Origin of the sequence: Acinetobacter sp. WCHAc010034, assembly GCF_001696615.3 — a bacterium.
Lineage (GTDB): Bacteria > Pseudomonadota > Gammaproteobacteria > Pseudomonadales > Moraxellaceae > Acinetobacter.
The window spans coordinates 2,762,792-2,776,247 of record NZ_CP032279.1 but is presented as its reverse complement, the minus strand read 5'-3'; the positions used below and the strand labels follow the sequence as shown (position 1 = coordinate 2,776,247).

Annotated in this window: 9 protein-coding genes; 5 read left to right on the top strand and 4 right to left on the bottom strand. The window is 34.5% G+C overall.

The genetic code is table 11. From position 1 onward, the window contains the following. Positions 1 to 78: 78 nt before the first annotated feature. The 5 genes from BEN74_RS14930 (at position 79) to BEN74_RS14910 (ending at position 7,132) form a co-directional block, all read left to right on the top strand. Complete coding sequence (locus BEN74_RS14930) at positions 79 to 756, top strand: cupin domain-containing protein (protein ID WP_068911040.1); 678 nt, start codon at positions 79 to 81, stop codon at positions 754 to 756. 162 nt (positions 757 to 918) lie between these two features. Continuing rightward, positions 919 to 1,650, top strand: a complete 732-nt coding sequence (locus BEN74_RS14925) for a Fic family protein (RefSeq protein WP_068911039.1) — start codon at positions 919 to 921, stop codon at positions 1,648 to 1,650. A gap of 457 nt (positions 1,651 to 2,107) precedes the next feature. Continuing rightward, positions 2,108 to 3,004, top strand: coding sequence for a helix-turn-helix transcriptional regulator (locus BEN74_RS14920; RefSeq protein ID WP_068911038.1), 897 nt, complete (start codon positions 2,108 to 2,110; stop codon positions 3,002 to 3,004). Between the two features lie 9 nt (positions 3,005 to 3,013). After that, positions 3,014 to 4,435: a hypothetical protein gene (locus BEN74_RS14915; RefSeq protein WP_068911037.1), complete on the top strand. Its 1,422-nt coding sequence runs from the start codon at positions 3,014 to 3,016 to the stop codon at positions 4,433 to 4,435. Between the two features lie 9 nt (positions 4,436 to 4,444). Then, positions 4,445 to 7,132 carry a hypothetical protein gene (locus BEN74_RS14910; protein WP_068911036.1) on the top strand — a complete coding sequence of 896 codons (2,688 nt, stop codon included), beginning with the start codon at positions 4,445 to 4,447 and terminating at the stop codon, positions 7,130 to 7,132. Positions 7,133 to 7,364: 232 nt separating this feature from the next. Here BEN74_RS14910 and BEN74_RS14905 read toward each other — a convergent pair whose 3' ends face one another. Genes BEN74_RS14905 through BEN74_RS14890 form a run of 4 tightly spaced genes read right to left on the bottom strand, consistent with a single transcriptional unit; the run spans position 7,365 to position 13,446 of the window. Next, complete coding sequence (locus BEN74_RS14905) at positions 7,365 to 7,754, bottom strand: hypothetical protein (protein WP_068911035.1); 390 nt, start codon at positions 7,752 to 7,754, stop codon at positions 7,365 to 7,367. A gap of 23 nt (positions 7,755 to 7,777) precedes the next feature. Then, positions 7,778 to 8,482 carry a M48 family metallopeptidase gene (locus BEN74_RS14900; RefSeq protein WP_068911034.1) on the bottom strand — a complete coding sequence of 235 codons (705 nt, stop codon included), beginning with the start codon at positions 8,480 to 8,482 and terminating at the stop codon, positions 7,778 to 7,780. Then, positions 8,479 to 11,571, bottom strand: coding sequence for a type I restriction endonuclease subunit R (locus BEN74_RS14895; protein WP_068911033.1), 3,093 nt, complete (start codon positions 11,569 to 11,571; stop codon positions 8,479 to 8,481). Before BEN74_RS14895 ends, BEN74_RS14900 begins: the two co-directional genes overlap by 4 nt. Before the next feature lie 24 nt (positions 11,572 to 11,595). Next, complete coding sequence (locus BEN74_RS14890) at positions 11,596 to 13,446, bottom strand: DUF262 domain-containing protein (RefSeq protein ID WP_068911032.1); 1,851 nt, start codon at positions 13,444 to 13,446, stop codon at positions 11,596 to 11,598. Positions 13,447 to 13,456: the final 10 nt, after the last annotated feature.

Below are 13,456 nucleotides of genomic sequence, written 5' to 3'. Positions count from 1 at the left end.
ACTAATCGTTATTTCTTTTAAAATAAACCTATGCATTCTCGTTAAAATACTTAGGTTTCTTCATTACAGGACAGCATTATGTTTATTCATGCCGACTTCTCACAACCCGTCATCATCAAGCCAGAGGATTACCATTGGGTGAAATCTCCAGGAGGTGAAGTTGATAGAATGATGTTTGATCGTATTGGCGATGAGAAAGCACGTGCAACTAGTCTGGTGAAATACGCACCAGAATCTGCCTTTCCTGAACATCAACATCCTTTGGGTGAAGAAGTCCTCATCTTGTCAGGCATTTTTACCGAGAATGCTGAAGATGATTATCCGGCAGGCTGGTATTTACGTAACCCCCATCATTCAACTCATCGGGTTTCCAGTAAAGCAGGTTGTTTAATCTTTGTGAAACTGATGCAAATGACTGAACATGAGATAGAGCCCACCCGGATTAATACCAATGATCCAGCGAATTGGACGCTTACCGAACATCGGATGATATGCCCGTTATTTCAATCGGAACATGAGCAGACCTATTTAGAAAAGCTAAAACCTGATCAAATTTTCGTAGAGAAATCAAAACAAGGGATTGAATTACTAATTATCAAAGGTCAATTATTTTGCGGCACTGAAATATATCCAGCAGGTTCGTGGGTCCGTTTTCCCATCAATAGTGCTGCTAAATTTCAGGCAGGCCCATCAGGTGCAACGCTTTATGTCAAAACTGGTCATCTACAACATGCCATAGATGTATGGGTGAAATGAACAATAATGTGTCTTCAAAATGAGGCTGCCTCGTGTCTAGGATACTGAGAGCAGTCCAGTTACCACTTTTACAATCAATACAAAATGTAATGATATATCACTACATTTCTGATATTTCTTTTTTCATGTGTTATCGACTAAGACAAATTCAGGGATAAGGTTATGTTTGAAACTATTGATGATTTAAAGAAAAAATTAGATCAACATCGCCCTCTCTCTCCATCAATTGTCAAAAATTTACAAGAAGATCTTATTCTGCGTTGGACGTATCATTCGAATGCAATTGAAGGTAATACACTCACCCTGCTAGAAACAAAAGTAGTACTGGAAGGTATTACTGTTGGTGGAAAGGCATTAAGTGAACACTTCGAAGCGATCAACCATAGAAATGCAATTTACTATGTTGAAGATATCATTCGGAAAGAGGAGCCTTTTTCTGAATGGCAAATTCGTAATATCCATCAGCCCATTCTAAAAAACATCGATGATGACAATACAGGACGCTATCGCCAGCAAAATGTATTGATCTCGGGTGCTACGTCTACCCCGCCTGATTACACATTATTAAATGACAAGATGGCTCAATTCGTAGACTGGTATAATAGTGAAGCACATAAGCTGCATCCAATTGAACGTGCAGCCAAAGTACATGCAGACTTCATAAGCATACATCCTTTTATTGATGGGAATGGACGTACATCACGACTTTTGATGAATCTAGAACTATTAAAAGCGGGCTATCCACCTTGTGTGATTAAGGTTGAAAATCGCTTAGCTTATTATGAAGCTCTAGATCAATGGATGGCTTACAGGAAGACAGAAGGTTTTCTCAAATTAGTTGCTGATGCTGTTATAGAAGGGTTTAAACCTTATCAAGTGGTTCTAGGCATATGAGCTAGTGACTCTCATACTTTAATTTATCATTTTCTTTCGTAATTACTTTTATTGTAATTTTGGGGTCCATTACACAGATTAGTATTTGAAATCTTAGCTAGATTTTAAAAACAAACTTAACTCTAATATTAAGGTAGGCCAAGTCAAATTAGAACTCTATTTTACGAAGAAAAGGGAACTCTGCTTGCATTTAATTTTTAGTATTTTGGATGTAAGAGAGACTTCACTTTATTTAAATCGATAATCTATGACATGTTTTTAAATTGGCATTTAAGAACCAATAGTCTTGAATTAATCTTTAATCATCATATTTTTAAACAAAAAAATATAATTTTCTTATATTTCAATAGTAATATTGTTTTGTTACAGTAATAAAGTTTTTCTCAAAATGACATACCCTGTCAAAGTACTATTGAGAATAAAAGATCATAGTCTATAACTAAAAATTAGGTTGGTAATGGCAAAAAGCTCTGTAGCGTCACAATTGGCCGAACGCTTAACAAAGATTATTGTAATGTTAAACAATGGGATACATTTGGACCTAAAAAGTCTGGCTGGTGAATTTGGTGTTAGTAAACGTACATTGGATCGGGATATTGAACGTTTATCAAGCTGTTTACCTTTGCAACAGAATAGTCAAACTAAAAAATTCTATTTAGAACGTCATTATTTGGGGCAATTAAAACCACAAGATATTAAAAATTTTGCTCAACTTTCCGGAATTGCTCAACTTTACCCAAGTTTAGATATCTCATTTCTACGTGAAATTTTAGATAGTCGTGCCAGTTCTATATATAGTGCTAAAGGTTCTTCCTCTGAAGATGCAACACTATTTACAGTATTTTTTGAAATGTTTTCAACTGCAATTGAAAAAAATCAACAGGTCGCATTTTTATATAACAATGAGATACGTATTGTTGAACCATATAGATTGATACATCATCATGGAAGTTGGTATCTAGCAGCTGTAAAAGAAGGATTAATCCGTGTATATCGGATAAGTCGAATGGCGATATCTTATCAACAACATGAACTTCAAAGTTTTATACCTGATCCTCAAATCATACAGCAGCTAAATAATGAAAATAGTATTTGGTTTGGCAGAGAAAAGACCAAAGTAGTTTTAATTGTTTCTCCAGAAATTGCTTTGCATTTTAAACAACGTTTACTTTTTCCAGAACAAGAAATTATTGAAGAGTTAAAAGATGGCAGTTTGCTAGTATCAAGCAGAATTAGCCATACCATGCAGCTTTTACCTTTAGTTAGATATTGGATCCCACATGTAAAAATTACTGATCCTGGATATCTACAAGGTGAGTTGGAAAAAGAATTGAAAGAATATTGGGGAAGTTAGGAGAAAATTATGGAACGAAATCGTAAAGATACTTTAAAAAGGTCTATAGATGTGTGCCCTATTTGGTCTATGGAAGCAGCAAATAAAGTTGGGGAAATGATAGAACAGATTAATCAAGCAAATAATTTGATCAATAAAGTATCATCAACACAACAACATATAGCGGTAAAAGCAGGATTTGCAGCAGAAACATGGCATGCTGAATCTTTTAATTTAGATGCTATTCTTAAAAGTAAAAATGTACGTGCATTTACAGATAACTTTCAAGGTAACCACAACTTAAGAAAAAATGATCCTATCCACGATATAGTTATTATGGATGGAGATAAGCGTGTATTAACTGCTCAATCAAAATATTGTGGTACGCCTGAAAAAACAGCTAATGCTTTTCGTGAGCGTAATGTAGAAACACAAAGTTTTAAATATGAAGAAAATGATATTTTTTTAGGCCCTTCAGATCAACTCAATGATATTAAAAGAAATGCTCAAAGAGACATTGATACCCAACAGCATCGTCCAACTGTTGTAGAAGGAGCAACACACGTTAAAAATAAATCGGCAGATAAATTGACAATAGATGGCGTAGAGTCTACAGCACTAAGTAAAAAAGAGGCTGAGCATCTTGGACGAGGTGGTAAAACTGGTCAAGAAATGCATAAAGAGATGCAACAGGGGTATCTAAATAAATCTACTGTTCAACAAAGTATAAAAGCAGCAAAAAATGCGGCTGTTATTACAACAGTTATAGCAGGAACAATTAATTGTATTGAATATATTCAGAAAGCGCAAAATGGTCAAATATCTAGTGAAGAAGCAGTACAAGCTATTCTAAAAAATACTGTTATTGCAGCTGGAGACAGCGCTTTAAAGGCTGGTATAGCTACAGCAAGTGTAGGCACGGCAGCACAATATTTACCAAATTTATTTACAGGTACAGTATTTCAGCAAAGTTTAGCCGCAGGTAGTGTGGGGGGAGCAGCGGTTTGTGCGGTGGACTTAGTTCAATGCACTGTAATGTTCGCTTTAGGAAAAATGTCAGGAAAAGAGTTAGAAGAACGCACAGGAAAAAATATTTTTCAAACTGGCTCTGGCGTGGTCGGATCTGCAATAGGTACAAGTATTGGAATTATTGGCGGCCCACCTGGAATGATTATTGGAAGTATTTTAGGCGGGATGATTACTTCTATCGCAACAACAATCGCTATAGATAATGGTATAGAAAAGCCTTTTAAAGAAACTCTAGCACAAACTCAAAATCTAGTTTCTCTTGAAAATGTAATGAATGATTCTTTAATGTATTTATCAATATCACAAGACGTTTATGCAGATTTCCAAAAAGGATTGTTTTTGTCAGAAAGACATTTTAACACCCAAGTTCATGAAATGAAAAAACAAAGTTCAAGATTAAAAGCAAAGTTAGGAAAATTTTAGGAATCCATCATGACAGTTTTAGACCACAGTACCGTTGACCAGATCTTCCATCAACCTCTTAGTGACGAAGAAAATTCAAGATTAAGTTCTCTGATAGAGAGATCAAAAACGAAAAAAGCTTTTTCACAACAACTAGCTCTTGATGCTTCTAAATTACTAACTACGTCAAAAGATCGTCTAGATAAAATAAAAGACACAGGCTTTTTTAAACGTTGTTGGTATTCTTTTACTGGTAAAAATCAGGAAGTAATTAACCAAAATAGCTCAGACTTAATAATAATACAGCATTTTGCATGGCATTACTTAAAAGAGCTACAAGAACAAAATCTAATAAAAGCTCAGAGTATTGCTACTATTAGAAATAATCTTAGTACGACAAATGAACTACTTTATGAAACTAGAGATTTCTTAGAACAAGCAGTTAATAAAATCGAGAATATTGAGATTCGATTAGGCTTAAGTGAATGGTCTTTAAATATTAAAGCTAATAAAAGAAAATTTAAGTCTCATCCAAAGACTATATTAGTTTTATACCTAATATATGATTTTGTTAAAAACAATAGAGGATTTGATTTTAGTCGTAAAGATATCAATCATATTATCGTTTTATTAGAAGAAATGAAGGTAAATTGTGACGAAGAACTACGCTTTATTGACTTTATTGTAGAATTAATAAATGATATCGATGTTATCAAGCTAGATAGTTACCAAAATTTAATAAATCTATCTTACGATGAATACCATATTGATAATAAATTTATTGATGAAAATATTTCTAGTCAATTCTTTAATGCTTTATATTTCCTGTCAGGTGAATACAATAAAATTTATGATCTGGTTTCAGACGAAAATATTTGTGATTCAGATGAAAAATTTGAAAAAATAGTTTCTAAATTTTTTGGAAAAGAATTTAACTTTTTGGACTCCTCATACACATTTAGGCAAATTATTGAAGAGCTTGTTGATAATAGCGTATTTGCTGTAAATATATACAAAGAAATAAATGGTTTCTTAGATGAAGAAGTTGAACAACCTAATGATCAATATGACTCAGCTGAAATTAGTGAGATAGAACTAAATAATAGCTTTGACGAACTTATTAGCAAGCTGAATTCCACATCAGTAGGTAGTACAACATTACTGCTTAAAAATTTTAACATAGTAATGAAATCAAATGATTACGCTTATTACTACGATGACTCAGATTTTGATACAGGTTTTTTTAGTAAGGTTCGTTCCTCTGTTAGCGGATCAGCAACCTCTTTTGGAAGATCATCATGTACATCTGATCTAAATAATTATAAAAAAGAAGTTCGCGAATTTATTTCAAATCATAGAAATAATTTATTTGAAGCGAATCAAATTATAGAAAGGTATAAACTTGAAAAAATTGAATTTAAGGATAGTATTGATTATTCTGATATCGATCTAGATACATCAGCTACCAATGAAAATTGGCATAATCAATTTACTTATATCAATGATAATATAGAAAATACGCTTAATTCATTTTTGCAAGCTTGTGAATATACTGTACAGCAGTTAGAACTTTTTAAAAATAATGAATATAAAAAATCAATTGTCCAAATAAAAAGACAAGCTAAGTTAGAAGAAGAAAAACAAAAAGAGATAGAAAGAAAAAATAAAGAATCCATATCATTAAGTAATGGTGAAAGCATTATAATCGACTGGCAAAAGCTAGAGAACCCTCCATGCCACCCAGAAGACATTTCCATTATTAAGTCATTTAACAACAATTGGTTAATTACAAACAATGAAAATAAAATTTACATAAGCCAAGATTTAAAAAAATGGAATTCTGTAGCTATTGAATGTCTAGACGATTTTTCATACATTAAGGAAATTAAAGTTATTGATAACTTGCTTATTATCTTTCAAAATAATTACGAAGAAAAAGGATTCATCTATTCATCTGATGGTATTAATTGGAAAAAATCAAACATTCCCAATGGGATTGATTATTTTAACGGGATTTATCCTACAGAAAACTTAACTAAATTTAAAGATATATGGTTATGGAGATTTACCAAAAAAACTGAGTATAATTATACAGAAAAAGGCTTCTTTTCTGACTCTGTAAAAAAATCGGATTATAATAAATCTATTATCATGTGCTCATCAACTTTGGATGGAGGTTGGACAGAGTGGGAATGTTCTCCACATTTAGATGAAGGTTTAGAAATACAGAATCTATTTATATTACCTGAAGCTAATCTACCTATATTCTTAGCTGAATATTGTTGGAGTTATAAATCTAATAAGAAGAAAGTAGATGCAAAGCCACAAGCCCTTTACTTTAGCGACAACCAAAAATGGCGAACATGCTCTTGGAAAATTGATACTATTCAAAGTAATTCTTTTTTTGAAGAAGTAAATAACTTCTATTATTGCCAAACAGGTTATTGTGAATCCTTTACATCACAAAATGGTTTTGAATGGCATAAAAAAGATATGAATTTTTCGGTGGATCAAATATTTAAACTATCAAATTTTAATATTTTTACATCTTCTAATAGTTTATATTTCTCTACAAATATAAATGAATTCCATGAAATGATTTTAAAAGATGGTAGTTGGGAAAAATTTTCATTAAATGATACAAAATTACTGGCACTACACTCACCATCTCATCATGAGAATTATTTAATGTTAGGAAACATTGAAGTTAAAGAGTGATCCTCTGTTTAGTTGTAATTTTTACAAACTTTCTTGTATGAATCCATCTAAAGGCTTATTCAGAGATATAACTTTCTAATGAATAGGCCTTAGATTGTAATTCCCATAAATAACTGAGATGGTGGCAATTGAACTCACCATTTAAGCTATTGAAAAATTTATAAATTTACATTATTTATTAACCCTTAAAAACCCAAATCAAGAAGGTGCTCAAATGAGCACCTTCTTGATTTTATAAACTTTCAATAAAGACAATTAATTTTAATAAGCTCTGTTTATCTTGAAAATTTACTCCAATACCATATTCAGTGGGATTATCATCACATTGAGACAAAGCACATTGTGGAAACTTAGCAAAGGCTGCATTCATATTACCCTTTTCTTCAAAACTAAACTCAATATTTTCGAACGAAAGTAGATCTTCTTTAAGAGCAATAAAACATGGATGTATCATTAACCGCGATGGTTCTGCATTTCGTTTTTGAGTATCTAATAAACGTTTCACATAGATGTACTGCCCATTTTTCAATTGAAATTCATAAGCATATTCTCTAGTATTCGTTTGTTGGATACCCAATGCCTTTATTGCATCATATATTTCTTTACAGCTCAAATATTTCATTTTCTAACATCAATAAAATAAAACTATAGGTCAGTTAATGGTTGATCACGCAGAAGAGCTTTTCTTTGCTTCCAATCGGGTAAATATTGGTTCATGTAAGCTAAAAACTCATCATTGTGAGTACGGACGAATAAATGCACCAATTCATGCACTACAATATATTCCAAGCATTCATAAGGTTTTTTAGCTAACTCAAGATTAAATAATGTTCGAGCCGTATCAGTATTACAACTTCCCCATTTTGTTTTCATCTTTCGAATACCATAGGCTGAAATTTTAACCTGCATTTTTTTTTGCCACTCAAGCAACAATTCATCTAAAGCTGTCTTTAGCTCTATTCGGTAAAAATCATCAATTACTTTACGACGATTATCTATCGAAGAACTCGGACTTACATATAGATCCAACCATTGACCATGCTTCTTTATGCAATGCTTACCAGGTCGCTCGATAACATTTAATCTATAATGCTTACCCCATAAATAATGACTTTCTCCACTCATCATTTCACGCTTAGATTGTCGTCTCTGCTCATTAAAATCTGCCTGTTGCTTTTTGATCCAGGCTAATCGCCCAATGACTGCCATTCGCACTGCTGTTTCAGACATATTTAAAGGTGCAGAAACTCGTACATCCCCCAAAGGAGGATGTACAGTAATATTCAGATTTTTAACATCTTTACGATGCACTTCAATATGAATTGAACCAATCTTTAAAGTTGAGATCAATGATATTCCTGATGCTTTTGCGCAAGCGTTAAATAGGCTATTAGAACATTTTTATCCTTAATACCCAATTCTTGGCTTAGACCTCTGAGCAAAATTTTCTCTTTTGCATCATCACCCACCCATGCAGCCAATTTGTTAGATTGGATAGCTTTATCAATCTTTTGCGTTAATTCGATATCTTTGCCAAAGTTATCAAATAATGCTTGTTTACCTGGAGTGTTGATTCCCTCAGGATAATCATTCCGTCCAGCTGGCTGAGCCACTTTTCGTGTGAGATCACGTATTTTCTCAAGATACTCTTTATAAGCAATCGCATTTTTACGTCTGAGCTCTATAATTTCATTAAGTAAAACAGACATTTGGTCGTAGTAAATTGGATTTACAGGATTCTCTTCTACGATCTTTTTACGGACGTTATTTTCAATTGCCTCAGCCATTGATTCAGGATTTCTTCTGATGTTTTCAGGTACACCTTTAAAATCATCATCGCTTCTTAGAATTAGATCAATTAACCCAAACTCTTCAAACTTAATGACTTCTTCGCTACTTTCTGCCTGAATATACATATCCAGTAACTGACGCATCGCAGGCTCATAGACCTTCATGTCAACAGCATCACCGCTATGTGCTTTTATTTCTTTGCTTACATTTTCAAAGAACTTTACATCCGCTTCTAGATCGGTAATTTCCTGTGATGTATATCCCGCTTCTGGTAACTCATTGGCAATGCTAGCATAGCTGCGCAATAGTTTATTCACCGCCTTATATAAAGCTAAGCGCAACGACTCTTTTTCCTTTATTTCTTCAGAATTCAATCCAGATTTACCGCAGAAATAATGTTGATAGTCTTGACTCAACCGAGGTGCAGGCACAGGTTCACATAATGCTTTGACTACTTCGAGAGCCGTATCCAAATCTAAACGTGCAGACTGAATACGATCTTTCAGTAATCCATCTACATCTTCTTTGTCATATCCATCTAAGGCTTCAGACGTATAATCTTTAATGGTCTTATCAATGGATTTAAAAAGGTCTTTATAGTCAATGATATAACCATACTCTTTATCATCAGAATCCAGACGATTCACACGACAGATCGCTTGGAATAAGTTGTGATCTGCCATCGATTTATCAATATATAGATATGTTGCTGACGGTGCATCAAACCCTGTGAGTAATTTATCAACTACAATGAGCAGACGCATTTGACCAGGTTCTTCAATGAATTTTTTCTTTACCTGTTTTTCGAACTCTTCAACTAAATTCCCCACTTGATCTGCTGGCTTTTCAAAGTAGTCTGCCAACATTTGGCGATAAATATCATACTTGGCTAGTTTTTCTGTTAGTCCAGCCCCTGATTCTTCGCCTTTAATACTCGCAGCTGTAGGTTGGTAGCTGGTCACAATTGCGACTTTACCTTTTAAGTCTGTGTCATTAAATAGTTTATAGGCAGTACATGCTTGATAAACACTTGAACAGACAAGCATGGCATTTCCTCGTCCATCCATAAGCCTAGGACGAGTATCCATATCCATCAAAATATCAGCAACAATCTGCTCCTGTCTCGAACGGCTTGAAAGCACCTTCTGCATCGTCCCCCACTTCTGTTTAAGTAAGGTTTTGCCTAAAGGGGATAATTGTCTGGTCTTGGCTTCAAACCATTCATCAACTTTCTTCTGTGATGTAATACGTTGGTCAATATCACGTGCTTCATAACGAATATCGAGCACCACACCATCTTCAACCGCTTCATTAAATTTATAGGTATGAATATAAGAGCCAAATACCTCAATGGATTTTTTCTTATCCTTTTTCATCAGTGGCGTACCTGTAAAGCCAATAAACATGGCTTCCGGTAAAATCACTTTCATGGCCTCATGCAGTTTGCCTGATTGCGTTCTATGACATTCATCCACGAACACAAATAAATCGCCTTTAGCTTTAAAATCATGTGGTACGGCTTTTTTCATTTCTTCGATGAAATCTGCTGAAGATGCTTCATCATCCTCTTCATCGTCAACCTGGCGACCAAACTTATGTACTAAAGAACAAATCAACCAAGGATTGGTTGTGTTTAAAGTATGGATCAGATCAGCACCACTACGTGTACGATAAATCGCTTCCTCCACCCCACCAAAAACTTTTTCAATCTGTTCATCAAGTTCAGTACGGTCAGTAATAATTAATACACGGCTATCAGGTACATTCTCTCGAATCCATTTGGCTAACCAGACCATGGTTAAGCTTTTACCAGAGCCTTGTGTATGCCAGATGATACCGCCTTCTCTTGTTGCAATTCTTTGTTTTGCTGCTTCAATACCGAAGAACTGATTATGACGACAGGTCTTCTTAATGCCTGCATCGTAGACAATAAAATCATGAATCAGCTGTAAAAAGCGTTCTTTATTGCAGATGCGACTCAGATGAAAATCGAGCTTATTTGAATAAGGATTTTCTAGTTCTTCTTTCCACTCAAGATAGTACTTCTCTGTCGTCTCGATCGTGCCGTAACGTAAACCTTGCGTGTCATTGCCCGCCATCACCAACTGCATCGTCGTGAAGAAATCACGAATGAAGTCTTTTTTCTGGTTATCTAAGTTTTGTCGAATGCCCTCGGTTAACCCTACTGTAGAGCGTTTAAGCTCAATCACACCTAAAGCAATGCCATTAACGTATAACACGACATCGGGACGTTTTTTATATTCGCCCTGTACAGACACTTCTTCTGCTACGGCAAAATCATTTTCTTCTGGGTTTTGCCAATCAATCAACCATACCGTCTGTTTCTGCTCACCTTGCCCTTCTTTGTCTTTAACACCGTAGCGCAATAATTCATAAACATCTTTATTAGCATAGTAGAGCTTTCTACCTTCACCCAATGCTGAGGCTATATCTAATTGGCGAAATGCTTTTTGAATAAGCACATCACTGATACCACGTTTTTTCAGCCATGCTTTTAAATCTTGCTCACGAATATTTTTATTATTTAGGTCATGTAAGTTTCCTAAATAACGATAATCCAAATCATTTTTAAATAATTGAACGACACGGTCTTGTGTGACACGTTCACGCTGTCCGACTTCACTCATTACCCTTACCCTAATCTTTAATACTTATGCGTTCACTGTGTCTTTGTGTTCAATTGAAAATTGATATTGATCGAGTCGCTGATCATTGAAACGCCACGCATCTAGCGCAAGATCCAACATGATTTGTTGACGATCCGTAATAGCTTGTTTTGACCAATTTTCAAAAATATAGTTTTTATCTTCTTTGAATCTATTAATTGCTGTGTTTTTACCAATGTTATATTGGTGATCAAGCAGATTCACCGTCAGCAAAATCGATTTTTTATACTCTTGTTGCTTCTGTTCAAACCAATTGATTGTGAGATCATTCATCTTATTAATCGCTTGGTTAATGACACTTTCGAGTAAAGTGACGTTACCTAACTTATAGATGGTATTGTTGTATTCCGCTTTATCCAAAAACTCTTCTGGTAACACATCGTCTTTTGGTGTTTGTGGGAAAATGTGCTCAATTTCTAATTGGCCAATTTGTTTAAAATTAAACTCCGTTAGACCGGCTTGAGTACGTGCCTGATTTTCTAACTGGCCTAAAATAAAACGCTGACGATATTGTGGGTTATAGCCATCGTGACGGATATTTAAGAATTTAAATTTCAACGTATCTAAGCGTTCTAATACATACGGCACAATCGTTTTTTCAACAGCCTGTTGAATCTCTTCTATCGTTGTTTTGCCACGGAATGAGACCACCCAATTGGCAAATGAGTGTTCATTACTTTTACCTAAGATCCCCACTGTATTGGTGACAAAGTAGAAACTTTCAATTTGCTGAGCCAAATAATCAATTGCTGCTTTATCCGCCTGTTTAGACAATGCCAATAGCATAATCAAATGTTGTCGCGCTTTATATTTGTTAATAAAGCCAATATGAGTCACATGTGGGTAGTCACTGCCATCACTCAATCGTTTGGTTGCATTGACTAAATCCGCATAGCGTTGCGCCATAAACTCAATTTCTTTGACCAACTCAATGGGGTGAGTCTCGTACTTCAGAATAGCTTTACCTGATTTTGTGATAATCCAATTGTAGATATCATCTTCACGTAAAATACCGTTGTGATAACGTGCCATCATGAAGTAACGTAAGAAACGTAGTGGATTTTCATCTTCTCCACAGCGCAGTAAAGCCTCATTAATTTTTTTCCATGTTTCCTTAATGGTACTAAATTGACTTTCATTGGCTTGTCTAAACAGCAGGTTTTTGACCAAATCCATGGCATTTAAACTTGCACCACGCTGGTTGATGGTTTCAAAAATTTTAAGTGCGCTACCAATATCTTCAGATTCAATGAGCACCAAATCAATTTTACTCATGAAATAGCGTGCAAATTTAGTTAAGGCAGGCACACCTTTTTGCAAAATATTTTCAAGATAATTATAAATTTGATGATATGCAGCACGCATTTTTTGAATGGATGCGGTATTTTCACCTTCATATTTTTCTTTCAGGATCAGCGTATCTAGAAAATTCTTGCTTTCTTCATATTGCAGTTCAAGACGAAGTAAATGCTTTTCAGTGTCCAAGTCAAAGCTATACAGTAAGTTATTGACTGTACTTAAGTGGTTCTTTTGCAGTTCGGTTAATTCTTGATTTGAGAGTAAATCTCGAATTGCGCACAAGGTGAGTGTAATTGTGGTCAGACGTTGCTGACCATCTATCACATCGTATTTATTCTTGTTTTTAACAATGATAATTGAACCAATAAAGTAGCTTTCTTGTCGCTCAGCATTTTCATCGTATTCATTATCGATATCTGTTAAAAACTGCTCGACCTGATCATCGGCTTTCCATACGTATTCACGTTGATAGTCAGGTACGAGAAAAAAATAGTCCTTTAATTTTTCAATCGATTTTACTTGTGCATCAATTTTCATATTTACCCCC